The 24,318-nt window shown below is 63.8% G+C and carries 21 protein-coding genes; 5 read left to right on the plus strand and 16 right to left on the minus strand.

Annotated elements, in window-relative coordinates; all coding sequences use genetic code 11:
* Window positions 1–74 precede the first annotated feature (74 nt).
* Window positions 75–1,070 (minus strand): aldo/keto reductase, encoded by a 996-nt coding sequence (locus tag U5A57_RS19735; RefSeq protein ID WP_321913346.1) that lies wholly within the window; start codon window positions 1,068–1,070, stop codon window positions 75–77.
* Between the two features lie 297 nt (window positions 1,071–1,367).
* On the opposite strand from U5A57_RS19735, the gene U5A57_RS19740 reads away from it, so the two are divergent.
* Entirely contained in the window at window positions 1,368–1,685 is a 318-nt protein-coding gene (locus U5A57_RS19740) for a microviridin/marinostatin family tricyclic proteinase inhibitor (RefSeq protein ID WP_321913347.1), read from the plus strand.
* A 96-nt stretch (window positions 1,686–1,781) separates the two neighbouring features.
* Window positions 1,782–2,783, plus strand: coding sequence for an MvdC/MvdD family ATP grasp protein (locus U5A57_RS19745; protein ID WP_321913348.1), 1,002 nt, complete (start codon window positions 1,782–1,784; stop codon window positions 2,781–2,783).
* A gap of 42 nt (window positions 2,784–2,825) precedes the next feature.
* Here U5A57_RS19745 and U5A57_RS19750 read toward each other — a convergent pair whose 3' ends face one another.
* From U5A57_RS19750 to U5A57_RS19760, 3 genes are all read right to left on the minus strand, one after another.
* Window positions 2,826–3,650 carry a hypothetical protein gene (locus U5A57_RS19750; protein WP_321913349.1) on the minus strand — a complete coding sequence of 275 codons (825 nt, stop codon included), beginning with the start codon at window positions 3,648–3,650 and terminating at the stop codon, window positions 2,826–2,828.
* A 729-nt stretch (window positions 3,651–4,379) separates the two neighbouring features.
* Window positions 4,380–5,723, minus strand: coding sequence for a C4-dicarboxylate transporter DctA (dctA, locus tag U5A57_RS19755; RefSeq protein ID WP_321913350.1), 1,344 nt, complete (start codon window positions 5,721–5,723; stop codon window positions 4,380–4,382).
* Window positions 5,724–5,843: 120 nt separating this feature from the next.
* Window positions 5,844–7,010 carry a mandelate racemase/muconate lactonizing enzyme family protein gene (locus tag U5A57_RS19760; protein WP_321913351.1) on the minus strand — a complete coding sequence of 389 codons (1,167 nt, stop codon included), beginning with the start codon at window positions 7,008–7,010 and terminating at the stop codon, window positions 5,844–5,846.
* Window positions 7,011–7,126: 116 nt separating this feature from the next.
* On the opposite strand from U5A57_RS19760, the gene U5A57_RS19765 reads away from it, so the two are divergent.
* A complete protein-coding gene (locus U5A57_RS19765; RefSeq protein ID WP_321913352.1) occupies window positions 7,127–8,050 on the plus strand; it encodes a LysR substrate-binding domain-containing protein in 924 nt (307 codons plus the stop codon).
* Window positions 8,051–8,083: 33 nt separating this feature from the next.
* On the opposite strand, the gene U5A57_RS19770 is transcribed toward U5A57_RS19765, so the two are convergent.
* From U5A57_RS19770 to U5A57_RS19805, 8 genes are all read right to left on the minus strand, one after another.
* Window positions 8,084–8,806, minus strand: a complete 723-nt coding sequence (locus U5A57_RS19770) for an SDR family oxidoreductase (protein ID WP_321913353.1) — start codon at window positions 8,804–8,806, stop codon at window positions 8,084–8,086.
* Between the two features lie 9 nt (window positions 8,807–8,815).
* A complete protein-coding gene (locus tag U5A57_RS19775) occupies window positions 8,816–9,604 on the minus strand; it encodes a DeoR/GlpR family DNA-binding transcription regulator (protein ID WP_321913354.1) in 789 nt (262 codons plus the stop codon).
* 165 nt (window positions 9,605–9,769) lie between these two features.
* On the minus strand, window positions 9,770–10,993 hold the full coding sequence (locus tag U5A57_RS19780) for a sialidase family protein (RefSeq protein ID WP_321913355.1): 1,224 nt from the start codon (window positions 10,991–10,993) through the stop codon (window positions 9,770–9,772).
* Window positions 10,994–11,052: 59 nt separating this feature from the next.
* Window positions 11,053–12,462: a sodium:solute symporter family protein gene (locus U5A57_RS19785; RefSeq protein ID WP_321913356.1), complete on the minus strand. Its 1,410-nt coding sequence runs from the start codon at window positions 12,460–12,462 to the stop codon at window positions 11,053–11,055.
* Window positions 12,463–12,531: 69 nt separating this feature from the next.
* Complete coding sequence (gene pdxA / locus U5A57_RS19790; protein ID WP_321913357.1) at window positions 12,532–14,865, minus strand: 4-hydroxythreonine-4-phosphate dehydrogenase PdxA; 2,334 nt, start codon at window positions 14,863–14,865, stop codon at window positions 12,532–12,534.
* The gene (locus tag U5A57_RS19795) at window positions 14,862–16,031 is read right to left on the minus strand and encodes an iron-containing alcohol dehydrogenase (RefSeq protein ID WP_321913358.1); all 1,170 of its coding nucleotides are present in this window, start codon (window positions 16,029–16,031) and stop codon (window positions 14,862–14,864) included. The genes pdxA and U5A57_RS19795 overlap by 4 nt, the downstream gene beginning before the upstream one ends.
* A gap of 58 nt (window positions 16,032–16,089) precedes the next feature.
* Window positions 16,090–16,977 carry a 4-hydroxy-tetrahydrodipicolinate synthase gene (gene dapA / locus U5A57_RS19800; protein ID WP_321913359.1) on the minus strand — a complete coding sequence of 296 codons (888 nt, stop codon included), beginning with the start codon at window positions 16,975–16,977 and terminating at the stop codon, window positions 16,090–16,092.
* Between the two features lie 98 nt (window positions 16,978–17,075).
* Window positions 17,076–18,224, minus strand: coding sequence for a porin (locus U5A57_RS19805; protein WP_321913360.1), 1,149 nt, complete (start codon window positions 18,222–18,224; stop codon window positions 17,076–17,078).
* A 325-nt stretch (window positions 18,225–18,549) separates the two neighbouring features.
* On the opposite strand from U5A57_RS19805, the gene U5A57_RS19810 reads away from it, so the two are divergent.
* Complete coding sequence (locus tag U5A57_RS19810) at window positions 18,550–19,452, plus strand: NAD(P)-dependent oxidoreductase (protein WP_321913361.1); 903 nt, start codon at window positions 18,550–18,552, stop codon at window positions 19,450–19,452.
* A 62-nt stretch (window positions 19,453–19,514) separates the two neighbouring features.
* Here U5A57_RS19810 and U5A57_RS19815 read toward each other — a convergent pair whose 3' ends face one another.
* The 4 genes from U5A57_RS19815 to U5A57_RS19830 all read right to left on the minus strand — a co-directional run bounded on the left by U5A57_RS19815 (window position 19,515) and on the right by U5A57_RS19830 (window position 23,774).
* Window positions 19,515–20,756 (minus strand): cystathionine gamma-synthase family protein, encoded by a 1,242-nt coding sequence (locus U5A57_RS19815; protein ID WP_321913362.1) that lies wholly within the window; start codon window positions 20,754–20,756, stop codon window positions 19,515–19,517.
* Between the two features lie 96 nt (window positions 20,757–20,852).
* Window positions 20,853–21,839, minus strand: coding sequence for a GNAT family N-acetyltransferase (locus tag U5A57_RS19820; RefSeq protein ID WP_321913363.1), 987 nt, complete (start codon window positions 21,837–21,839; stop codon window positions 20,853–20,855).
* A gap of 132 nt (window positions 21,840–21,971) precedes the next feature.
* Window positions 21,972–23,243 carry a cardiolipin synthase gene (gene cls / locus U5A57_RS19825; protein WP_321913364.1) on the minus strand — a complete coding sequence of 424 codons (1,272 nt, stop codon included), beginning with the start codon at window positions 23,241–23,243 and terminating at the stop codon, window positions 21,972–21,974.
* A gap of 102 nt (window positions 23,244–23,345) precedes the next feature.
* Window positions 23,346–23,774 (minus strand): MarR family winged helix-turn-helix transcriptional regulator, encoded by a 429-nt coding sequence (locus U5A57_RS19830; protein ID WP_321913365.1) that lies wholly within the window; start codon window positions 23,772–23,774, stop codon window positions 23,346–23,348.
* Window positions 23,775–23,917: 143 nt separating this feature from the next.
* Between U5A57_RS19830 and U5A57_RS19835 the strand changes: the two genes are divergently transcribed.
* Window positions 23,918–24,286, plus strand: coding sequence for an antibiotic biosynthesis monooxygenase family protein (locus U5A57_RS19835; protein WP_321913366.1), 369 nt, complete (start codon window positions 23,918–23,920; stop codon window positions 24,284–24,286).
* Window positions 24,287–24,318: the final 32 nt, after the last annotated feature.

Here is a 24,318-nt window from a genome sequence, read left to right on the forward strand (position 1 = left end):
AACAATCGGGGCAAAGCGGCGCAAACTGGAGTCAGCGTGCGCCGAAACTGCGGTGGCATCGACCGCAAGCGTCTTTACCAGCGCTGGTGGACGTGCGGCGCGATAAGGCGTTCATAAACGTCCCGCGCGCGTTGCATGGCGGCATCGGACAGCGGTGCGAGGTTCGCCGCCGCGGCATTCGACGCCGCCTGGGCCGCGTTCTTGCTGCCCGGAATGATGACCGAGACGGCATCTTCCATGAGTATCCAGCGCAGCGCGAGCTGGGCCATGGAGGCGTTCACCGGAACCAGGCCGCGCAGTTCGTCGACCGCTTTCAAGGCGACGTCATACGGCACGCCCGAGAACGTTTCGCCCACATCGAATGCCTCGCCATGACGATTGAACGCACGGTGGTCGTCCGGCGCGAAAACAGAGTCCGCGGACAGCTTGCCGGTGAGCATGCCGCTCGCCAACGGCACGCGCGCGATGACCGCAACGCTCTTCTTGTGCGCTTCCCGGAAAAACAGGTCGGCAGGACGCTGGCGGAACATGTTGTAAATGATCTGCACCGAAACCACGTTGGGATACTCGATCGCCTTCAGCGCTTCTTCCACCTTTTCGACCGAAACGCCGTAGAAGCGGATTTTGCCGGCGGCGACAAAGTCGTCCATTGCGGCGAACACCTCGGGGCGGTAATAGACTTCGGTCGGCGGGCAGTGCAGTTGCACGAGGTCGAGCGTGTCGACGCCCAGGTTCGAGAGGCTCCGGTCGATGAAGCCTTCGAGTTCGCGTTTGTTCAGATAGCCGCTGGTCACATGCGGATCGAGCCGGCGCCCGAGCTTGGTGGCCACGATGGGACGCTCGCCGCCGCGCTCGCGCAGCACGTCGCGGATGATGCGCTCCGAGCGGCCGTCGCCGTAGACGTCGGCCGTGTCGATGAACGTGACGCCGCTATCGAGCGCGGCGTTCAGCGCGGCCCTCGCGTCGTCTTCGGCAACGCTGCCCCACGAGCCGCCGATTGCCCATGCCCCAAAACCGATTTCGGACACCTTCCAGCCGGTACGGCCGAATTCTCTCTTCGAAAGCGTCATTTATTTGCTCCTCCAGTAGTTTGCCAATTTGATTGCGACGTGACCTCGCCAGCGTTTGCATCGCCTCTGCGCCGGTAGTTTAGCGGGCTGTTGGCGCATTGCCATCTTTTCGCCCCCTCACGTTGGCTTCGCGCCAACGGTTCCGGTTTTGTGTCCCCACCGATTCTCCGCCACTTCGGGCCGCTACGCGCCGCAGCGAGCCACGGGCTTCGCTGGCACGGTGGTTGCAGGAAGTGGCGGCGGCCTATGCCGCCATATTGGTTCCCAATGGCCCACACTTCCAGCGAGGTAAGCATCATGTCTAACGTCAAAATTGAAACTCAGGAACCCGTACCGTTTTTCTCGTATTTCCTGGAAGGGCAGTTCTCCAGAAATCTCACATCGGCTGAGATGCAGGCCATACGCGGCGGTGCGGTCGTGACGATGGCGGCGCCGTCCGACCAGGAAGGCGTGCCGGTTGGCGAATTGCCCGATCTATTGGGCATGCTGCGGCACATGGGGTGGCCTATGGCTCCTATGGGACCGATGGGACCGATGGGACCGATGCCCGGCACACCGTCATCGCCGGTGACGACGATGGCGTATCCCTCGGACGGCGAAAGTGCACCTATTTAGCATTCCTGTTCATTGCCGGGCGGCAACGCCAGGTCCGTAGTCGAGCGTGCGGCGAGGCGCCATCCCGCCGCACGCCTTCAGTCAAGGAGCGCAATCATGTCCGAGCGCCACCCACGGCCCGTGGTACTGATCGTCACCCACAGCAACGACAATGAGAGTATTGCGCTCGTCATGAATGCTGTTGCGGCACAGGGCGGCGTGCCTTACCGGTTCAATACCGACCGCTTCCCGACCGAGATTCGGCATTGCAGCGAATATAGCGGCGAAAAAGAGCGGCACATGATTGCGTGTGAGGACGATGAGTTGGACCTGGATACGGTGTCTGCCGTGTGGTACCGGCGGATCGCTATCGGGCGGTGCATCCCTGAAGCGATGGACTTGCAGCTCAGGCGGGCGGCGATCGAACAATCGCGCGCCACGCTGCACGGCATGATCGCCAGTCTCGATGCGTTTCATCTCGATCCCGTGCACCGTTTGCGCCGCGCGGAAAACAAGCAGCTTCAGCTCAAGATTGCGAGAGAAGTGGGGCTCACCGTTCCGCGCACCTTGATCACCAATGTGCCAGAAGCCGTGCGTGGGTTCGCACGCGAATGCAAGCAGGGGATGATCATGAAGACGCTGTCTTCGTTTGCCATTTACGAACAGGGCGAACAGAAAGTAGTCTTCACCAGCACGATTCATGACAAAGACCTCGAGCATCTCGATGATCTTCGTTATTGCCCGGCCATCTTTCAGGAGCAAGTGCCCAAGGCGCTGGAACTCAGGGCCACGATTGTGGGAAACCGGGTGTTCACGGCCTCGATCGATTCCCAACGGTCTGAGAAAACGAGCGTCGACTGGCGTCGCGACGGCATTGGACTAATTGAAGCGTGGGAGTCGTACCGCTTGCCGCCCGAGGTCGAGAATGCGCTGCTGAAACTGATGCATGCGCTGGGCCTCAACTACGGCGCCGCGGATTTCATCTTCACCCCAGACGGGCGCCACTGTTTTCTGGAAGTCAACCCGGTCGGCGAGTTCTTCTGGCTGGAAAAGCACCCGGGATTGCCGCTCTCGGGTGCGATTGCCGACTTGCTCGTTTCGGGCAAAGGTGCTGTGTGACAGAGGGGCGGCGCCGACGCGCACCCCGTCACGGTGTGTGCTTCAAATCGGCTTTTCGACGGCCGGCTGACCGTGCGGCATGACCGTCTGTTGGCCGTCCTTCTCGAAGCCGCTATACGACCAGTCCAGTTTTCCGGCGGTTGTTGCGACCGAGCGGGTCAGACCGATGCCATATTCAGTCAGATACGTTCGACGCGTCTTGTTCTGGACGATGCCATCTTTCGTCTGTTCGCAGTCCAGGTCGATCGCTTTGCCGGTCAGCGCAGTGTTGAACTGCGAAGCCGGATAGTAGCGGCTCGAATGACAGGTCCACGTGAGCGCGCGGAAGTTGACGATCTGGACCGTCGTGCCGTACTTGAACGTTGTCGTATAGGTTTTATCCTCTTGCGGCGCGTTGAAAGCAAACTCGCCGTTGTCGGCGTCGTGCGCGACGAAAGGAATGAACGCTGCCGTCTGCGCGTAGTTCGCCGTTTCTTCTTTCAGGCTGAAAATGTTGAGGTAAGAGAGGCTGAACGTTGCGGCTGCGGGAATACCATTCGCCGAGCTTTCATACACCTGCTGGATCATGCCCGTATCTTGCGCGTTGATCAGCACGGTTTTGAAGTCTCGCTCGATTCCCGCTGTGCCAAAGTGGCCCGATACCTTGCCAAGCACCGTCAAGACCTTGAAGGGCAACGTGTGCGTACCCGCCGCGGGCATTTTGTCGCGAACGCTCGTGGGCAACGAGTCCACGCCAAAGTGCGCCGCGAGATAGCCGGGCTTGTCGTTGGCCATATCCTTGACCGGTACGAATTGTGTGCAACCGGACAATAGCGCAACGGATGTGACGGAAGTGCCGGCGAGCAGGCGGGCTATTCTGTTTTGCATCTTTTTCTTCGATTCTCTGACAACGGTTGGGGCGCCGGTCGGACGAGCACGGGCTGGCATGCTTAACGGCGCTGTGGGGGCGTTTCTTTAATCGAAGGTGGGGGCGAGGAGGGGGTGTGGGGCTGGGTGCTTTGGCCTTTCCTTGTGTTCGCGTCGGTATGCCAGCGTTGCCCCTGTGCGGGGCGGCACCTACTTTTCTTTGCAGCGGCAAAGAAAAGTAGGCAAAAGAAAGCCGCTCAAACCGCCAGCGCCTGCCACAGTTCGCCTCGCACCACCCCAGGTGAATGGCTCCGGAGCGTCTGTCACCTCGCACCACCGAACTGAGTGACAAGGCGCTCATCCTTCCGGTGGCGCTGCGCGCCCCGAAGGGCATAACCAGGAACCGTCGGGGCGCGTGCATTCCCGCAAAGCTGACTCGTACCCTTGGTTTCCCTTGCAGACCCGGCCGCTGCGCGCGTAGCGAGCAGCGGGAACGGATGAGCCCCTTGTCACTAACGGGAATGGTGCGAGGTGGCAGACGCTCCGGAGCCATTCACCTGTCGTGGCGCGAGATGAACTGTGGCAGGCATTAGCGGTTTGAGCGGCTTTCTTTTGCCTACTTTTCTTTGCCGCTGCAAAGAAAAGTAGGTGCCGCCCCGCACAGGGGCAACGCTGGCATACCGCCACGAACACAAGGAAAGGCCAAAGCCCTCAACGCACAGAAGGTTTTCTTCTACTAGCCACCTTAAACTAACCACTCCGCGCGCCAGCAACAGTCTCACGCCCCTGCAAACCCAGATCGACAGCACGCTCCCCAGACTCGAAGTCAACCGCGCCATTCAAAACTGCTCGCGCGCGATCGACATCAATCGCCCCTTCCCACCGGGCAACCACAATAGTCGCCACCCCGTTGCCGATCAGATTCGTCACCGCACGGGCTTCATTCAAAAAGCGATCCACGCCAAGCAGCAGCACGAGCCCCGAAACCGGAATCTTGTGCATCGAAGCGAGCGTAGCCGCAAGCGCCACGAACCCCGCGCCCGCGACGCCAGCCGACCCCTTCGAAGTCAGCAGCAAAACGCTCAGCACAACAATCTGATCGAGCACCGTGAGATGAATATTCATCGCCTGCGCGACAAAGAGCGCCGCCATCGTGAGATAGATCGCCGTGCCGTCCGCGTTGAACGTGTAGCCGGTCGGCAGCACCATGCCGACAACCGGCCGCGAGCAGCCCAGGTGCTCCATCTTGACCAGCATCTGCGGCAGCACGGCCTCGGTCGACGCCGTGCCGAACGTGATCAGGATTTCGTCGCGGATATAGCGCAGATACTTCCACAGCGAAAAGCCGCAAACGCGCATGACGAGCCCGAGCACGACCACGACGAAAAAGATCGACGTCACATACAGGCACAGCATCAACTCGCCAAATGACGCCAGTGTGCCGAGCCCGTACTTCGCGACGGTGAACGCCATGCCGCCAAAAGCGCCCACGGGCGCGACATACATGACGATACGCACGACACCGAACATGCCCTGCAAAAACATGTCGAGCATATCGACGAGCGGTGCAGTGCGCGGACCAAGCTTCGCCAGGGCGATGGCGAACAGCACGGAGAAAAAGATGATGGGCAGAATTTCGCCATTCGCAAACGCGCCGACAATGCTGTTCGGCACGATGCTCATGAGAAACCCGATCGCCGTGTGATCGTGAGCGGCGTGTGCGTAGCCGGCGATAGCCGAACTGTCCAGGTGCGCCGGATCGATGTTCATGCCGCTGCCTGGCTTGATCACGTTCACGACAACGAGGCCCACCAAAAGCGCGATGGTCGATGCCACTTCGAAGTAGAGCAGCGCCTTCACGCCTACGCGCCCCGCTTCGTGCAGGTCGTTCATGCGGGCAATGCCCACGACGACCGAGGCGAAGATGATCGGCGCGAGCGCCATGCGGATCAGCTTGATGAAGAGATCGCCGAGCGGCTTGAGATCGGCGCCGATATCCGGGTAGAAGTGGCCGACGAGAATGCCGGCCACAATGCCGATCAAAACCTGTACGTAGAGCTTCGAAAGGTACTTTTTGAGTGTCGAGGGCCGCATGTCTGTCTCCTGAGCATGGCGCCATCCAGGTGAATCCAGGCGACCGCCAACCGCCATGCGTGCAGCGGTTGTGTTTCCGGTCGCGCTTTTCCCTTTACTTCGTTGCGCTTCGCGCGAGCGTCACGGTGCGAGCTTTTGCATCTGCTCAAACAGATCGGCCTTGCCCTCGAAGCCGATGCCAGGCAGGTCGGGCATCGTGATATAGCCGTTGTCGACCTTCACGCCATCGGGGAAGCCGCCATACGGCTGGAACAGGTCGGGGTACGACTCGTTGCCGCCAAGCCCGAGACCCGCCGCGATGTTGAGCGACATCTGATGGCCGCCGTGCGGAATGCAGCGGCTCGCGGACCACCCGTGTTGATGCAGCATCTCCAGCGTGCGCAGATATTCGACGAGGCCGTAGCTGAGCGCGCAGTCGAACTGCAGCCAGTCGCGGTCGGGACGCATGCCGCCGTAGCGGATCAGGTTGCGCGCGTCCTGCATCGAGAACAGATCCTCGCCGGTCGCCATCGGCTTGTCGTAGTAGTTGCGCAGCGTGGCCTGCAATTCGAAATCGAGCGGGTCGCCCGGTTCTTCGTACCAGAACAGGTCATATTGCGAGAGCGCTTTGGCGTACTGGATCGCGGTGTCCAGATCGAAGCGGCCATTGGCGTCGACGGCAAGCTTCTGGCCGTCGCCGAGCACGCTCAGGATCGAGTCGATGCGGCGCAGGTCCTCGTCGAGCGATGCGCCGCCAATCTTCTTCTTCACGACCGTGTAGCCGCGGTCGATATAGCTGCGCATTTCGTCTTTGAGCTTGTTGTGGTCCTGGCCCGGGTAGTAGTAGCCGCCCGCCGCGTACACGAAGATCTTGCGGTTCGGCTGCCCGTTGCCGTAACGGTCGGCGAGCAGCTGAAAGAGCGGCTTGCCTTCGATCTTCGCCACGGCGTCCCACACCGCCATGTCGATCGTGCCGATCGCCACCGACCGCTCGCCGTGGCCGCCTGGCTTTTCGTTGGTGAACATCGTGGCCCAGATCTTGTGCGGGTCGAGGTTGTCGCCCGCGTCGTTCACGAGCGAGACGGGATCGGCTTCGAGCAGGCGCGGGATGAAGCGCTCGCGCATCAGCGTGCCCTGGCCGTAGCGGCCATTCGAGTTGAAGCCATAGCCGACGACAGGCTTGCCGTCGCGGATCACGTCGGTGACCACGGCGACGAGGCTCAGCGTCATCTTGCTGAAGTCGATATAGGCGTTGCGGATCGAGGAACTGATCGGCACGGTTTTTTCGCGGATTTCAACGATTCTCACGGGTGTCTCCTGGTGGCACGGCCAGCGCTGGTGGTTGGCTGGCTGTTGGAGACGCTAGGTTATGCGCCCGGATCGGTACTATGATTCACTTGTTTTCACATCTTTATTAACCTGCGGTGAAGAATGACCTGACCTCGTATCTGGAGTTTTTCGTCCTGCTCGGGCGTTACGGAAGCCTTTCGAGCGTGGCGCGGGACATGGACATCACGCCGCCGGCGGCGACCAAACGGCTCGCGCAGCTCGAGGCGCGCCTGGGCGTGCGGCTCGTCAACCGGACGACGCGCAGCGTGAGCCTGACCGCCGAAGGCGAGACCTTTCTGCACTACGCGGCGCGCATTCTTGCCGAAGTGAAGGAAATGGAAGACGTGGTGTCGTCGAGCCGTTCCGTGACGCGCGGCTTGCTGCGCGTGAACGCGACACTCGGCTTCGGGCGCACGACGATTGCGCCGCTCGTTTCGGAGTTCGCGCGGCGCCATCCACATGTCGAGGTGCAGCTCGACGTCACCGACCGGCCGATCGATCTCGTCGAAAGCGGCGTGGATCTCGCGATCCGTTTTGGGGAGCTGCCCGACAAGCGGCTCATTGCGCGGCGCATCATGACGAACCGCCGCCTGCTGTGCGCCTCGCCGCGCTATCTGGAGCGGCAGGGCACGCCTGCCACGCTTGCGGATCTCGCCAGTCATCAGTGCATCGTGCACCGCCAGAACGACAGCGCTTATGGCATATGGCGGCTGGAGCGCGGCGGCGAGGTGCATTCCGTAAAGGTGCACGGCATGCTGTCGAGCAACGACGGCGACATCGTGCTCGGCTGGGCGCTCGACGGTCACGGCATTCTGCTGCGCTCCGAGTGGGACCTGGCGAAGTATCTGGAGAGTGGGCGTTTGCGCGTCGTGCTGCCTGAGTTCGTGCAGCCGCTTGCCGATTTGTTCGTCTATTACCCGAACAAGCGGAACCAATCGGCGCGTGCGCGCGCGTTCATCGAGTTTCTGGCGGAGCGCTTCAATCAGCACGATGCGGTGGCTGCGCCCGGGGCCGAGTGAGTCCCCCTAAAGGCGTATGACGCGCCTCGCACGCTACAGCGAACTGCCCCCGCAGATCATGATCTGTTGCCCCGTGATCGCGCCGGCCTGCGGGCCCAGCAGATACGCGACCATCGAGGCCACTTCCTCCACGCTCACGTAGCGCCCGATAGGCGGCATGACCGGCGCGCTCGACGTGCGCTGCGGGTCGCTCAGCATGGGCGTGGCGGTCGCGGCAGGCGACACCACGTTGACGGTGATGCCGCGCGGCGCAAGCTCGATGGCCCAAGAACGCGCCATGCCGACCATGGCGGCCTTGACGGCCGCGTACTGGCTGCGCCCGGCGGCGCCCGCCGACACGCGGCTGCCGATCAGCACGATGCGCGCGCCTTCGCGCATGGCGGGCACGAGCGCGTTGGCAAGCGCCGAGGCGGCGGCCACGTGCAAGCGCCACATCGCTTCGCCACTGGCTTCGTCGAGTTCGCCAAGGCGCGCCGTTTTCATGAAGCCCGCTGCGTGCACAAGGCCGTCAACCGTGCCCAGCTGTTGCGCGAGTCCGGCAATCGCGGCGGTATCATCGAGGTCAGCGGCGCACCACGTGAAGCGAGGATGATCGAGGTCCGGGGCGCTGCGGCTCAGGCCAATCACGTCATGGCCTTGGGCGAGCAGTTGCTTCGCAATGGCGTAGCCGATGCCGGAGCTTGCGCCCGTCACGACCATGCGTTTGTTCGTGGCGCCAGCCAGCGTGTCAATCGTTGGGTTCGTTGCGTTGTCCATTGTCGTCTTTCAATGCGCGGCTCCCGCGGGCACTTCAATCGGCTCGATCGTGAGCCCCGCGAGATTGCGGAACGCCTGCAACTCGACATGCGTAGCGCTCGCGTCCGTGATCAGCGTCCACGGCTTTTCAATCGGCGCCCAGTGCTGCTGGCTGTCGCGGTTGAGCTTGTCGGCGGTCACGAGCACGAAGAGGCTCGCGGCCTGCCGCATCAGGCATTCCTTGAGGTAGGCCTGGTCGGCGGTCGCTTCGCACAGGCCGCGGCCGGGCACCACGCCATCGGCGCCGAGGAAGGCCTTGTCGACCGTCACCCGCGTGAGCGCGAGCTGCGCGATCGGCCCGAGCGTGCTCATGCTCGACTCGCGCACCTCGCCGCCAATCAGCGTGAGCGGCACACTGCTGCCCGCGAGCGCCTGCACGACGAGCAGGTTGTTGGTCACCACGCGTATGTCGTGGCGGCCGGCCTGAGCGAGCGCGCGTGCGAGCGCGGCAGTGGTCGTGCCGCTGTCGAGGAAGATCGTGTCGCCGGCGCGCACGTGAGCGGCCGCCGCGTGGCCGATGGCGTCTTTCTCCGCCTGGAAGCTCTGGCGGCGCTGCTCGAGCGATTCCTCGGGCGCGTGCGTGCCGACCGAGGCCGCGCCGCCATAGGTGCGCAGGATCAGCCGGTCGTCGGCGAGCGCGCGCAGATCGCGGCGCACGGTGGCCTCCGACATGCCGAAGTGTTCGCACAACTCTGACACCTCGGTCATGCCGGAGAGGACGGCCTGGAGCATGGCTTCGCGGCGGCGGGCTACTTTCATGGAGTGTTCGGCGTTGGGTTCGGGACGCCGCTTCGCGGCGAGGCAGACGGCTTGGACAATACGGCGCGCACGCAGTTTACCGCGTACTTCACCCCGTACTGTATCCACTTTCCGACGCCTCGCGTTCATCGCGCAGGTCCCGGTTCCCGGTGTGCCCGTGACCCGTCAGGCTGCGGCGGGCGCGGGCTGCGTGGCCGCGGGGGCCGTGCTGGCCCATTCCTCGGCCACGCTCACGTACTTGATGCGCTGGCGGAAGTACGTGTAAGCGATATGCAGGCGGCCATCGGGCGACTGCGCGATCGACGGGTACGAGAACTCGCGGTTGAGCTTGTCCGTCGAGTTGTTCGTCATGCAGTAGCCGTCGCCCGTTTCCAGGTTGCGCGTGATGGGCCAGGTGCGGCCGCCATCCATGGAGATGGCGAGCGTCATCGGCGCGCGCGGTGCGCCCCAGAATGCGGTGCCGTGCGCCGAGGCGGCTTGCGTCACGAGATCGCCGCTGTCTTCCGAGTCTTCGATATCGTCGTAGAGCGAGGCGCGCCGCCCGGTGCTCTGCGCCGCGCTGCTCGCGTTGAATACGAGGCCCAGGTGGCCGTTGGCGAGCGCGACGAACTGGATCGACGAGTTGTTGTTCGGCAGGGCGAGCGGCTCGGGCGCGCTCCACACCATGCCGTCGGCGGAGCGGCTTGCGTAGATATGGTCGGCCCAGCGGCTGCGGTAGAGCGCGAGGAGCGAGCCGTCAGCGAGCGGCTGGATGTTCATGTGCACGCAGCCCACGCTCGCGGGCACCGCGTGCTCGGTCCAGCTCGCACCGTTGTCGGTCGAGCGCATCACCACGCTCACGTCGTCGTTGCCCGACCAGCGCTCGCCGGGTTGCACGCGGCACAGGAACACCGGGCACAGCCACGCACCGTCGCGCGCCACCACGATAGGCTGGCGCACGAAGGTGCCGGGGCGTTCGAACAGCGTTTCGATGGGGCCCCAGGTGCGGCCTTGATCGGCGGAAACGCGCCGGCGCACGATCGAGGTGTTCTGGTGACCCGAGAGCTGCGCCGTGTAGATCAGCCAGATGTCGCCGTTGGGCGCGGCAAAGAGCACCGGGTTCTGCTCGGAGCGTGTGGGGTCGTCGGAGAGGCGCACCGGCTCGCTCCACTGGTCGCTGCCCTTGTTCAGGCGCGAGAGGTAGACCGAAATGTCGGGCACGCCTTCCTGCGTGCCGCCGAACCACGCGCACAGCACGTCGCCGTTGGCGAGCGCGAGCAGGTTCGCCGCGTGGCACTGCACCGTGGCGGCGGGGAGGTAGGCGTCCGTGCGCGCGGCGTCGCCGGCGGCGGCATGCAGGCGGCCGGGCAGGGTGAACGCGGCGTCGGGCAGCGTGGAGGGAGTCGTCATGATGTATTCCTGTTGCGGTGTGGCAAGGGGTTCGCAGGTCGCGCTTTACGTGTCGCGCTTCACGAGTCGGTGTGTGCGACGCGCGGGCCGTTGCCGCTCGCCGTGGGCGTGAGCAGCTTTTCGACGACCATCACGATCGCAGGCGAAACGAGCGCGACGTACATGTTGTCGATGCCAAGCGGATTGCCGAGCAGATACCAGATCGTCGTGGCGATCGTGGCGACCACGAGCGCGCTGATCGCGCCGCGGTTGCTGTTGAAGAAGGGCAGGTAAATGCCCATCAGCGCGACCACGGTGACCGAGAGGCGCAGCGCGCGGGTGAAGAACGAGAGCGCGAGAATTTGCGGCACGAACAGCACGAAAATGAGCGGCAGGAAGCCCACCACGAAGGAGATCGTGCGCGTGGCGCGCAGTTCTTTCTCAGGCGTCGGGCGAAAGCGCGGTACGTAGAAGTCCTTGACGATGAGCGAGGCGATGGCGAGCGCCACCGTGCTCACGCTCACGAAAATCGAGGCGACGAGCGAGACCGTGACCACGCCGGAGAGCAGCGGGTGCATGTGCTGGAGAAAGATCGGCAGTGCGTAGAGGCTCTTGATGTTGGGGAACAGGAACTTCGCTGCGACGCCGAGAAAGCCGAGCGCAAGCGCGATGGGAATGCACAGCGCGCCTGCGATCAGCGTGGCGTTGCGCGCCTCGTTCGCGGACTTCGCGCCCGAGATCGCCTGAATGATGAACTGCGTGGAGAAGATCGCGCCGGCCGTGCCGATGATCCATGCACCGATCGTGCCGCCGCTCAGCATGCCGTTCCAGGTGAAATACTGGGCCGGCATGGCGTGCACCATCGGCGCGACGCCGCCCGTCATGGAGAGCGCGACCCACACGAGAATGCCGATGCCGATGAGTTTCACCGCGCTATGCAGGATCGTCACATAGGCCACGCTTTTCAGGCCGCCCCAGGCGAAGTAGATCGTGCTCACGACAGCGGTGATGAACGCGGCGGTGGGCAGGTTCACGCGCATCACAGTGGAAATGGCGGCGGCGCCGCTCACGTAGTTGCCCACGTTCACAATGAAGAGCGCGTAGATCATGACCGCGGAGACGACGAGCCGCGCCGTCTTGCCGTACTTCTGCGCAATGAAGCCCGAGATCGTGAATTCGCCTGAGCGGTACAGACGCTTGGCCATGAACAGGCCGAAGAACACGAAGCCGATGGAAGCGGAGATCACCGACCACGAGGCCGCGAGACCCACGTTGAAGGCTTCCTGTGAGGTGCCGATGGTCGACTTCGCGCCGATGTACTCCGACATCAGCAGGATGGCGATCACGATGGCGGGCGTGGAGCGGCCCGCGACCATGAACTGCTCGGTGGTCTTGCTGCGCAGCCGGATGCTGATCCAGGCCGTGACGACGATGTACACGACCACCATCGCAATGATGATGGAGGTGTCCCACACGGTGAGGCGATTCATAGGTGATGTCTCCGATTGTTGTGTGCTCAACGGCATGCGCCCGCATGCGCGGGCGCGCGCGTTGCGACGCTAGGCCGTTTGAACGGCGCGGCGCGTGGCGAGGTCTTGTGCCTGCTTTAGCGCTTCGAGCATGCTGCGTTCGTCCGCAATGCCCTTGCCCGCGATATCGAATGCCGTGCCGTGATCGACCGAGGTGCGGATCACCGGCAGCCCCACCGTCACGTTCACGCCCGCTTCGAGGCCCATCACCTTTACGGGGCCGTGGCCCTGGTCGTGATACATGGCCACGACCACGTCGAAGTCGCCGCGGCCCGCACGGAAGAACAAGGTGTCGGCGGGGAGCGGGCCCTCCACGTCCCAGCCGCGCTCGCGCAGCACGGCCACGGCGGGCATGATCTTTTCCTCTTCCTCGCCATAGCCGAACAGGCCGTTTTCGCCCGCATGCGGATTGATGCCGCACACGCCGATACGCGGTTGCTCGATGCCCGCGCGCATGAGCGTTTCGTGTGCGCGTTCGATCGTGCGCTGCACGAGGCCCGGCTCGATCTTGCGAATCGCATCGAGCAGGCCGATATGCGTCGTCACGTGAATCACGCGCAACTTCGGCGCCACGAGCATCATCGAGACTTCGGGAATGCCCGTGAGGTGCGCGAGCATTTCCGTGTGGCCGGGGAAGATGTGGCCGCCCGCGTGGAGCGCTTCCTTGTTCAGCGGCGCGGTGCAGATCGCGTCGAGCTCGCCCGCCGAAGTCAGTTCGACCGTGTGCGCGATGTACTGGTACGCGGCGTCGCCGGCAACGGCGGAAAGCTGGCCGTAGGGCATCGATTCGGGAATCAGGCCGAGGTCGATGCAGTCGACCACGCCGAGCTGGAAGCGGGCTTCGGCGGGGGCCTTGATCGAGCGCACTTCTAGCGTGACGCCCGCGCGCCGTCCGGCATCGACGAGCCGTTTGGCGTCGCCGATCACGAGCGGGCGGCAGCCGTCGTACACCGACTGGTGCGCGAGGCTCTTCATGATGATTTCCGGGCCCACGCCGGCGGCATCGCCCATCGTGATGCCGATTACGGGACGATAGTTCATGGCTTCCTCTTTGCTGGATTGGCGCGGCGCCTTCGCGTGCGCTTGCGTCATGGCGGCGAGCCGCTGCCATGCACGATAAAGGGTGTCGGGACGCCCGAAGCCGCCCGCCTTGGTGACGACGGGCAACACGCGCGACGCCTCGGTGGCGGCCATGAGCGGCACGCCGTTTTCGACTTCTTCGATCACCCGCAGCGTGGCCACACCCATGGCCGCGAGCAGCGCGCGCGCCGTTTCGCCGCCCGTGGCGATCAGTGCGGCTGCGTGGGCGGCGGCGGGGGCGAGGCTTTCCGCGAGCTGGCGGGCGAGCAGTTCGCCATCGCCAATCAATACGCGCTCGGTTTGGCTCAAGGCCACCACCGCGTGGCGCCCGCGCATGAGCGTGTTCGCAACGCGGGTGCCCAGCGTGAGCGACTCGGGGCTCACCGGGTCGAGCAGCGCCACGACGTCGACTTCGAATACGTCGACGGCGTCGCCCGCATGGGCGCGCAGCGTGGCGACCTGCTCGTGCGAGACACTTGACATGCTGCCCACCACGGTCAGCACGCCGCGCGGGTGTTGCGAGATCGTTGCGTGAGCAACGGCAGGCGTGGACGTTGCTGCACTGTGCTGCACGCTTTCGTTTGTGAGCGTTGCGATCAGCGTTTGCGCGAGTCCCGCCGAGCCGACCCAGAACACGCCGTCGAGCGTGGCGGACGCTTCGGCAAGCATGGCGAGATCGGCGTCCGTTTCGCTGTCGCAGACCACGGCCTGGCACTTCGAGGCGCGCAGGGCTTCGAGGCGCGCGCGCAACGGCGCCGCGCCTGCGCGCACGGCTTGCAGGCCGATATGCTCGACCCGCAGACCAGCGCCCGCGAGCATCGAAGGCAGATGGCCCGTGCCGCCGAGACTTTCGTTGCGCCAGACTTCCGTCGCTTCGACGGGCGTGCCGTTCACGAGAAGGCAGCCGTTCTGCGTCGTGCGGCCCGCCTCGGGCAGCGCGGGCGCGACGATCGCCATGCCCGCGTGCGCCGCGAGCGCGGCCACTTCGGCGGCGACGTTGCCTCGCAGCGTCGAATCGATCTTCTTGTACAGCCGCCGGCCGGCAGCGTGCGTGCGCCATGCCTGCGCATTCGCGCTCGCGGCATCGGCGGGAGAGGCGCGACGCGTGTCGGTGTCGATCGCGAGCACGTCGGGACCCGCTGTGCGGTCCTGCGCCGCTGAAGCGTTCAGGCACACCACGCTGGAGAGGCCGCGATGCGTGCTCTTCACGGCGCAGTCCGCCGTGCCGGAGAGATCGTCTCCGAGAATCAGCAGGCGCACGTTGCGGGTAGTGGGCGCGTTCATGGCAGCAGACGGCTGTAGATTGCCTTGATATCGTCGAGGCTCAGCGCCTTGGGGTTGTTGCCGAGAAGGCGCTTGACCTTCGCGGCTGCAACGGCGAGCGCATCGAGATGCGTTTCCGACACGCCGAACTGGCGCAGATCCTGCGGAATCGCGAGCGCCGCGGTCCATTCGCGCAGGCGCTCGAGGAATTTGTCGGCGGCTGCCTGATCGCTGTCGTCGTGCTGCGCGATGCCGAGCGCGTGCGCGACCGTGGCGAGGCGGCCGACGATCGCGTCGAGATTGAACGCCATCACGTGGGGCAGCAGCATCGAGTTGGCCACGCCGTGCGTGATGTTGAACATGCCGCCGAGCGGGTAGGCGAGGGCGTGCACGGCGGCCGTGCCGGCCGCGGTGAGCGCGAGGCCGCCGTACATCGAGCCGAGCAGCATGGCTTCGCGCGCCTTCAGCGAGTGGCCGTTCTCATAGGATTCGAGCAGGTTCGCGCCAATCAGGCGCATGGACTCCATCGCGAACATGTCGCTGATGGGATTGGCCTTGGTCGAGATATACGATTCGAGCGCGTGAATGAACGCGTCCATGCCCGTGGCGGCCGTAATGGGCTTCGGCAGGTCGAGCGTCAGCGTGGCGTCGAGTATCACGAGCTGCGGCAGCAAATGTCGGCTCACGATACCCACTTTCAGCTCCTCGTCGGGCAGCGTGACGATGGCGTTGGGCGTGACCTCGGAGCCGGTGCCGGCCGTGGTCGGCACGAGAATGAGCGGCACGCCCGGCGTCTTGATCAGATCGATGCCGAGCCATTCGCGCAGCGGCTGCGCGTTGGTGAGGCGCACGGCGAAGAGCTTCGCGGCGTCGAGCACGCTACCGCCGCCAACCGAGAGCACCGCATCGGGCGCGAACGGCTCGATCTGGCCGCGAAACACCGTCTCCACGTTCTCGATGGTCGGCTCGGGCTGCACGTCGCGCACGATCAATACTTCGATGTCCTTCGCTTCGAGCGCCGCCACGACGCGCGCCGCGACGCCGTTTTCCTCCATCACCGGTTGCGTAATGAACGCAATGCGGCGAACCGGGCGGTCGAGCAGCGCGAGCTTTTCGGGCAACTGGTCGAGGCTGTTGGCGCCGTGCACGACGTGCTTGACGGTCTGGAAGTGGTAAGCGGGGTTCATATCGTGAGTCTCAATTTCGATCTTGCGGATGGGCGTTCGTTTGGTTGTCGACGTGGCTTCAGGCAACACGCGGGTAGATTTCGAGCGCCTTCGCGAGGCGTTCGCGCGTGGCGGCATCGAGCGGCTGCGCGGGCGAGCGCGCCGGGCCGGCGGGCATGCCGAGCATGGCGGCCGCGGTCTTGAGCACGACCGGCATCGTGCCGAGCGCGAAGGCGTCGCGCAGCGCGCGCAGCGATTCCTGGGCGCGGCGGGCCGCCTCGATGTCACCCGCCTGGAAGTGATTCCAGATCGACATCACGACGCTCGGCACCGCATTCGTCGTGGCGGCAACGGCGCCATCGCCGCCCGCGATCAGCGACCAGAGAATCATCGAATCGGTGCCGGTAAATACGGCGAAATCGTCGCGGCGCAGGTTGATGAGCTGCAGCAGGCGGTCGAAGTCGCCGCCGCTGTCCTTGATGCCGCGAATGTTCGGAATTTCGGCCAGACGGCGCACGGTGTCGATGGTGAGCGTCACGCCCGCCTTGGCCGGAATCGTGTAGAGCATCACCGGCAGCGGGGTGGCGCGCGCGATGCGCTCGTAGTGCGTGAACAGTTCGGGCTGCGAAGCACCGTTGAAGTACGGCGTGATGACGGAGACGGCGTCGACGCCCGTGTCCTGCATCTTGCTGTTCAGTTCGATCACGTCGCGCGTGGCATAGGCGCCGGTGCCCGCGATCACCGGCACGCGCGAGCGCGCCTGATCCACGGCGATGCGCGCGATGCGCAGCTTTTCCGCCTCGGAAAGCGCGATGAATTCGCCATTGGTGCCGAGCACGAACAGCGCGTGCACGCCTGCGCCGATCAGGCGCTCGACGAGGGTGCGCAGGCCGGCTTCGTCGACTTCCTCGTCGGCGGTCATCGGGGTGATGAGGGCGGGGATGATGCCCCGGAAGTTCACTGCCATGTTCGTTCTCCACTTCGCCGGAGAGCAACGCCTCGCTGCCCTCCAGCCATCGCGGCGCGATGGGGCGCGCCGCCATTGTTTGCTGGCTCGTTTGCCTGCTAGAACCGGTGCCGCAGCCCCAGTGCCGCGACGATCTGATGCGAGTTGCTCGAAGCCGTGATCGGCCAGAGCGCGGCCACGGCGGCCTTGCCTGTCGAGTCGGTGCCGCTTGCGCGCTGGTAGGCAGCGGTCAGGTAAATATCGGTGCGCTTGGAAAGCAGATAGTCGCCGCCGATATTGGCCTGGTTGTAGTGCGCGTCGCCGGCGCCGTGGCTGTTCGTATATTCGTACGCTACGCCCATCAAGAGCGCAGGCGTGAACTGATAGCTGAAGCTCACTTCAGCATTGTCGAACACCGCCGTTGCCCCATGGTAGGCCGCAATCGGCGCCGCCGCCGCGCCCGAGCCGAGGTCCTCGAAACGCGAGTTCGAGTACGCGAGACCGACCTTCGCGTTGCCGAACGTGTAATTGCCCGCCACCGAAGCGACCTGTTGCGTGCGTGCCGACGTGTAGCCCGAGAAGATCGGCGAATTGTTCGGCGAAATGGGTGCGGCGCCGGCCGTGCCGTCCCACAGCGCCGTGTTGGGGCGCGAGGTGTTGATGTACGACGCGGCCAGCGCGAGCGGCCCCTGCGTGTAGCCCGCCACGAGGCTCCAGATGCGGTTGTTGTTGAAGGCGCCCGGCGTGCCGCCGAAGCTGAACAGCGCGCCGCCGCGCAAGCCGTGATAGCTCTGGCTCAGGAACTTGATGCTGTTGCTCACGCGCGAATTCACGTACAGGTTGTCGGTGTCGCCCGGATGCGCGCCAATGCCGCCCGCCCACTGGTTCGCGACGACGAGCGGGCCGACAAGATCGGCGGAAGGCTCGTTCTGGCGGCCGAGCGTGACGCTGCCGACCGGCGTGGATGCGCCCACCCAGGCTGCGCGGCCGAACATGCGGCCGTTCTGGCCCAGCGTGCCCGTGGTGCTGCTGAAGCCGTTTTCGAGCTGGAAGATGGCTGCGTACCCGCCACCCAGATCCTCGGAGCCTTTGAGGCCCCAGCGGCTGCCGGACAAGACACCGCTCGACATCTGGTAGTTCGCCGACCCCTTCTGGTTGTTCGTGTACACGAGCGACGTGTCGATCAAACCGTAGAGGGTGACGCTGCTTTGCGCATGTGCGCCGATCGCGGCGCCCAGCAAGCCAAGCATGGCGGTGGTCCTTCTCATCGTTTTTTGTCTCCGGCTGGGTGGGTTATTTGATTGATTCGATCAAAGCGGGGCGGATTTCAGCGGTTGGACGCCCTTGGTTTGATCGATTGAGTCATCTTATTTGACCGAATCGATCGTTTCAACCGAGGGAAAACCCTGAATTTGATTGAATCGATCATTTTTTGGAGGGTTCGTCAGGCGTGGACCGCGCAAATTGACTGCGCAGCGCGAGGACATTCCACCCGGCTGGAAAGGCAGGGGCGATCGTTACAGCCGGGCAATGTTTGCGGTAACGTGCCGATTCGCAGGGGCTGGCATCGAGCGACGAACTGGAGAGAGACAGATGGCAAAGCGAGTCATAGTGACCGGCGGCAGCGGCCTTGCCGGAAAATGGGTGGTCGAGAACCTGGTGGCGCACGGCTACGAAGTGTTGAATCTGGACCGCGTGCCCATGCCAAAGCGCACCGCGCGCACGCTGATCACGGACATTACGGACGCGGGCCAGGTGTTCAATGCGATCGCGTCGACCACGGCGCCGGTGGAATTCGCCGACGACCTGGAGCCGCAGCCGATCGACGCGATCGTTCACTTTGCGGCGATCCCCCGCATCATGTTGACGACCGATAACGAGGTCTACCGCATCAATGTGATGGGGACCTACAACATCCTGGATGCCGCTGCGAAGCTCGGGGTTCGCAAGGTGATCGTGGCTTCGAGCGAGACGACTTACGGCGTGGTGTTCGCCCACCGCCATCGCGATCCCGCGTACTTTCCGCTCGACGAGGACTACCCGGTGGATCCGATGGACAGCTACGCGACCTCGAAAGTGGTCAACGAAGTGACCGCGAAGGCATTCCAGGCGCGCACCGGGTCGGACATTTACTGCTTTCGCATTGGCAACGTGCTCGACCCCGAGGACTATGCGAAGTTCTCCACGTGGCTGAAGGACCCGGCGCTGCGCAAGCGCATTGCGTGGAGCTATATCGACGGGCGAGATCTCGCCAACGCGTGCAGGCTGGCCATCGAAACGGACGGGCTCGGCTTCCAGATCATGAACGTCGCGGCGGACGACGTGTCGTCCGACTTGCCGACCCAGACCCTGCTGGATCGCTACTATCCGGGCGTGCCGGTCAAGAAGCCGCTCGGCGAGTTCGAAACGCTGCTCAGCAACGAGAAGCTCAAGCGGCTGCTTGGCTGGAAGCAGCAGCACTACTGGCGCGAAGAGGCGAAACGCTTCAATCCGTAAGCGCGATAAATGAAAAGGGCCAGCGCGTGCTGGCCCTTTTCAAGTAAACGACCCGCGAGGCGTCAGGCCGCCAGCTTGAGCGCTTGCGAGAAGTCCGCGATCAGGTCGTCGATATCTTCGATGCCGGCCGAAAGGCGCAGCATGCCGTCGGAAATGCCCATTGCCTTGCGCGTTTCTGCGCCGGCTTCGAAAAAGATTGTCGGCGCAACGGGAATGATGAGCGTGCGCGTGTCGCCGAGGCCGGTCGCCTTGATCGGCAGCTCGAGCGCGTTGACGACGTCGATCATGCGCTCCGCGTTGAGCAATTCGAACGAGAGCAGCCATGATGCGCCCTTGAACAGCGCCTGTGCGACCTCGTATTGCGGATGGCTCTTGAGGCCCGGATAAAAGACCTTGCCAATGGCCGCGTGGCCTTCGAGAAACTGCGCGAGCGCGAGCGCGTTGTCGCTGCTTTGCTTCACGCGCAGGGCGAGCGTTTCCGCGCCCATCGCGATGGCGTGCGCCTGCTCCGAAGACAAGGAAGCACCCATGTCGCGCAGGCCTTTCTTGCGGATCTGCAAGAGCCCCTGATCTTTCGCCGGCGAACGACGATAGTCGTCGGCGATGTTCGGGTACGCGCTCCAGTCGAACAGGCCCGTGTCCGTCACCGCGCCGCCGAGTGCGGCGCCATGGCCCGCGATGGTCTTGGTCAGCGAGTTGATGACGAGGCTCGCGCCAACCGCCTTCGGCTGGAACAAGGCGGGCGAGGTAATGGTGTTGTCGACGACGTAGGCGATGCCGCGCTCGCGGCACAGCTCGCCGATGCCTTGCAGGTCGGGAATCTGCGTGCCCGGATTCGCGATGGTTTCGACGAACACCATGCGCGTATTCGGGCGGATGGCGTTCTTCACGTTCTCGGCCTCACAGGCGTCGACGGTCGTGACTTCCACGCCGAGCGTGCGCAATGTGCCGAACAGGCTGTTGGTGTTGCCGAACACGTAACGGCTCGACACGAGATGATCGCCCGCGCGCAGCAGCGTGAGGAAGGTTGCCGTGATCGCGGCCATGCCGGTGCTGAAGCAGACCGTGCCGGTGCCGCCTTCGAGGCTCGTGATCTTGCGCTCGAGCGCGGCGGTCGTGGGGGTGCCTTGCCGCGCGTAGTTGAAGCCGCCTTTCTTCGTGCCCTGGAACACGCCGATCAGGTCCTCGACGCGCTCGAAACCGTATTGCACGGACGTATGAATCGGCTGGCGCACGCCGCCGTGCTCGGTGCCCGCGATCCTGTCGCCGTGAACGATGCCAGTGGTGAAGCCTTGCTTGCTCATCCTTACTCCGTTTCTCAATCGATTGCGTTCGGCACATTATCGCCTGTAACGCGTGTTGCTGGCATTGGGGCGCACCGCGCCCATGTTCCCAGCGCACTAACGCAGTTCGGACTCCGACGGTTCCAGCACGCCGCGCAGTTTGCCGAGCAGCCAGTTGACCAGCGTATTGTTGTGCCGGTAGTGATTCCAAGTGGGAATCTGGCGCGCGCCCAGAATGCGTTTGAACTCATAGGACGTGGCGCCCAGTTCGATCTCCTCGAAGCCTTCGCGAATGCCGAATTCGACCGTGCGGATGAACATGGCGAAGTACAGGCCGTATTCGTGGCTCTTTGCGTAGTCGAGCCCGATATAGCGGTTGACGAGGTGCCGTCCCTTGCCGATCAACTGGGTGAAGCCAATCAGTTCGTCGCCCAGAAAGTACAGCAGATAATGGCTCAAGCTGCGGGTGTTGGCGAAATACTCCGGCGTGAGCTTCTCGAACTTCAACTCGGCCTTTTGCCAGGTGTTCAGATACAGCGCATGCACTTTGGCGACGAGATGATCGGGCAGCCCCGCGCATTCTTCATAGCGCAGTGCGGCCGCTTTCTTCAGCTTGCGTTTGAGCAGGTTTCTGCGGTCGCTCTTCATGGCCTGGTAGTAGTCCGGGCCGATCGACAGCACCGGCACAGGCAGGCCTTTTGCCGCCACGAAGCCGCGCAGCGGCAAATCCTCGGCGAAACCTTTGTAAGCGAGCAGGCTCCCTTTCTGCGCAAGCGCCGTGCTGATGGCAGCGAGCGTTTCCTGCGAGACTTCACCCTGAATACGGCCGGCGTCCACGGTCGGATGCCCGATGCAGGCGAGCTTGAAGCGGATCCAGCTCAAGCTGTTCTTCAGCCAGCCGCTGGGAAGCAGCGTATTGAGCCGGAAATTCATCACGAAGTAGGGCGCCACGGTCACGAGCGTGCTGTCCCGGTACACGGCGAAATAGCCGAAGCTGAAGTCGTCCAGCCGGGCCGTCTGAAAGGCCTCGTAAAACGCCGCCCCCTCCGGCTCGTCGCGCAGAAATCCCTCCGGCGGCGTGGCCAGATCCTCGATGTGCAGCATGGGTTGCGGTCCCCTTTTTTCTGACTGTTCTATTGACTGCCGGATGTAGGGCACCGATTGTCGGCGATCTTCGCTTCGTTGTCGAATGGCCCGCGGCGCCCGTGCAGGCGGGCGAGGCATCGTCAACGCGGATCACAGTTGCGAATCGAGCAGGGCGGCCACGTGCTCCAGCAGCTTTTCGCGCAGCGGCCGGCGGCGCCAGTCGTCCAGTGTGATGCGCTTCGCGAGCGCAGCGTCGGCATCGAAAATGGCGGTCTGCTGGCGTGCGAAATCGCGGTCATAGATGTTGAGATTGGCTTCGTCGTTGAGCTTGAACGAGCGGCTGTCGAAGTTGGTCGAGCCGACCGACACCAGATAGTCGTCGACGACGATCAGCTTGCAGTGGAACATCGTCGGCTGATACTCGTACATCTGAACGCCCGCCGCGAGCAGATCGCCCCAGCATGCGCGCGACGCCTCGCGCACCGTGTGGGTGTCGATGTGCTTGCCGGGCGTGATGATGCGCACCGTCACGCCGCGCTTCGCCGCTTCGACAATGGCGTTGATCGTGAGTTTGTCCGGCACGAAGTACGCCGTCGACAAGTGGATGGTTCGCGTCGCGGCGGTGATCGCCATGAGGTACATCAGCTCCATGTCGTCGCTGCCGCCCGAAGGCGAACTGCTGAACATGTGCGCGAGGCCATTGCCCGCGGCGTCGATCGCCGGAAAATATTGCGGGCCGTGCAGCACATTGCCCGTGGACTTGACCCAGTTGTCCATGAAGACGGCCTGCATCTGCCCGACCGCCGGACCTTCCACGCGAAAGTGCGTATCGCGCCAGTGTTTTTCATCTTGCGCGCGGCCGGTCCATTCGTCGGCGATCCCCACGCCGCCCGTAAAGCCGATGCGCCCGTCGATCACGAGCAGCTTGCGGTGCGTGCGGTCGTTCATGCGGCCAAGACCGGTCCAGTGCGGCTTGTGATACAGCACGAGCTGGACGCCGGCCTCGCGCAGCATTTGCTGGTAGCGCTCGTCCATCTTCGAGGAGCCAACCCAGTCGAGCAGCACATGCACGGCAAGACCTGCACGCGCCTTGTCGGCCAGCGCGCTCGCGATGTCCTCGCCGATCGCCCCGGACCAGTAAATGAAGGTCTCGAAGGTGATGGTGTGCTGCGCCGAGCGCATGGCCTCCAGCATCGACGGAAAGATTGCGTCGCCGTTCACGAGCGCCTCGAAGCGATTGCCTCCCAGGACAGGTGGTCCGAGCAGCAGCCCCATCGAGCGGATGAACTGCGGACTGTCGCTGGCGTAGAGCCGTTCGATCTTGTGCTCGATCTTCTTCTCGCCGCTCGTGAGGTTCGCGATGACCAGGATGACGATGAGCGTCACCGCGACGGTCACGGCTATGAGGGCAATTGTCGACATGCGTGGGCCTCGCCTGGCGGATGGATCCATCGATGTCCCGGCGCCCGCCTGGGAACGATCCCATGCAGGTAGCACATTGCGTGCGCGAGTGGCCCCGGGCGATCAATCCGTGTCAGCGGCTGCGTCCATGTCGTCGAGATTCACCTGAAGTTTCATCAAGACGCGATGCGCGGCCTTGATCTCGCTGACCGTCACGCCCTCGGCCAGGCGGTTGACCCAGGGGGCCTGAAGACGCATGGCGGCTTCGAATGCCCGGCGGCCCTCGTCGGTCAGTACGACCAGCTGCGCGCGACGATGGTGTGGGTTTGTCTCGAAGCGCACCAGACCGTCGTTGGCAAGGTCGTTGACGATCCGTTGCACGTTCTGCCGATTGGCTCCCAGATCGCGGGCGATCCACGCCACCGGCTGTGGCCGCTCCGCAGCGCTGATGGCTCCCAGCATTTGCCAACGTGCGCTCGTGAGCCCGAGGCCCTCGACGAGGCGGTCCCCCGAGGTGAGCAGCTGGCTATTGAGCCGGAAGAGATCGAGCATGATGCTCGACAGGAGTTCGCCAGCCGGTGTTCTCGCAGGTTCATGCATATGTCACCTTATTTCTAAATTGACATCATCATGTCAATTTACTATAAATTGCCCATGACGGGTTGACATCATGCTTCCAGAACCAGGAGTGCACCATGCTGCAATTGCGACCGCTTGATCCGGCTTGTCCGATCGAGCATCAACTTGCCATTGACGCCGAGCCCGTTGTGCTCGTGAACGTCTTTACGCTCGATCTGGCCGATGAGGCGAAGTTTCTCGAGGTCTGGCACGACGACGCCGCATTCATGAAGCAGCAACCGGGCTTCATTTCGACGCAACTCCATCGCGCCCTCGGGGCGCATCCGGCCTATATGAATTACGCGGTCTGGGAATCGACCGCGCATTTTCGGGCGGCGTTCTCTCATCCGGGGTTCAGGTCGAGCCTGGCCGCTTATCCTTCTTCGGTGATCGCATCGCCACACATTTTTCAGAAGGTTGCCGTGCCTGGGATTTGCGCGAGTTAGGCACGGCTTTTACGCTTTTTTGTGAGGTTCAG

Origin of the sequence: Paraburkholderia sp. J11-2 (assembly GCF_905220185.1) — a bacterium.
In the GTDB taxonomy this organism is placed as follows: Bacteria; Pseudomonadota; Gammaproteobacteria; order Burkholderiales; family Burkholderiaceae; genus Paraburkholderia.

Coding starts and splice junctions, on each gene's coding strand:
- U5A57_RS19810 (WP_321913361.1), top strand. CDS start 18,550: ATGGCAAAGCGAGTCATAGTGACCGGCGGCAGCGGCCTTGCCGGAAAA.
- U5A57_RS19780 (WP_321913355.1), bottom strand. CDS start 10,993: ATGACGACTCCCTCCACGCTGCCCGACGCCGCGTTCACCCTGCCCGGC.
- dapA (WP_321913359.1), bottom strand. CDS start 16,977: ATGGCAGTGAACTTCCGGGGCATCATCCCCGCCCTCATCACCCCGATG.
- U5A57_RS19830 (WP_321913365.1), bottom strand. CDS start 23,774: ATGCTCGATCTCTTCCGGCTCAATAGCCAGCTGCTCACCTCGGGGGAC.
- U5A57_RS19835 (WP_321913366.1), top strand. CDS start 23,918: ATGCTGCAATTGCGACCGCTTGATCCGGCTTGTCCGATCGAGCATCAA.
- U5A57_RS19795 (WP_321913358.1), bottom strand. CDS start 16,031: ATGAACCCCGCTTACCACTTCCAGACCGTCAAGCACGTCGTGCACGGC.
- pdxA (WP_321913357.1), bottom strand. CDS start 14,865: ATGAACGCGCCCACTACCCGCAACGTGCGCCTGCTGATTCTCGGAGAC.
- U5A57_RS19820 (WP_321913363.1), bottom strand. CDS start 21,839: ATGCTGCACATCGAGGATCTGGCCACGCCGCCGGAGGGATTTCTGCGC.
- U5A57_RS19770 (WP_321913353.1), bottom strand. CDS start 8,806: ATGGACAACGCAACGAACCCAACGATTGACACGCTGGCTGGCGCCACG.
- U5A57_RS19750 (WP_321913349.1), bottom strand. CDS start 3,650: ATGCAAAACAGAATAGCCCGCCTGCTCGCCGGCACTTCCGTCACATCC.
- U5A57_RS19745 (WP_321913348.1), top strand. CDS start 1,782: ATGTCCGAGCGCCACCCACGGCCCGTGGTACTGATCGTCACCCACAGC.
- U5A57_RS19815 (WP_321913362.1), bottom strand. CDS start 20,756: ATGAGCAAGCAAGGCTTCACCACTGGCATCGTTCACGGCGACAGGATC.
- dctA (WP_321913350.1), bottom strand. CDS start 5,723: ATGCGGCCCTCGACACTCAAAAAGTACCTTTCGAAGCTCTACGTACAG.
- U5A57_RS19740 (WP_321913347.1), top strand. CDS start 1,368: ATGTCTAACGTCAAAATTGAAACTCAGGAACCCGTACCGTTTTTCTCG.
- cls (WP_321913364.1), bottom strand. CDS start 23,243: ATGTCGACAATTGCCCTCATAGCCGTGACCGTCGCGGTGACGCTCATC.
- U5A57_RS19785 (WP_321913356.1), bottom strand. CDS start 12,462: ATGAATCGCCTCACCGTGTGGGACACCTCCATCATCATTGCGATGGTG.
- U5A57_RS19805 (WP_321913360.1), bottom strand. CDS start 18,224: ATGAGAAGGACCACCGCCATGCTTGGCTTGCTGGGCGCCGCGATCGGC.
- U5A57_RS19775 (WP_321913354.1), bottom strand. CDS start 9,604: ATGAAAGTAGCCCGCCGCCGCGAAGCCATGCTCCAGGCCGTCCTCTCC.
- U5A57_RS19735 (WP_321913346.1), bottom strand. CDS start 1,070: ATGACGCTTTCGAAGAGAGAATTCGGCCGTACCGGCTGGAAGGTGTCC.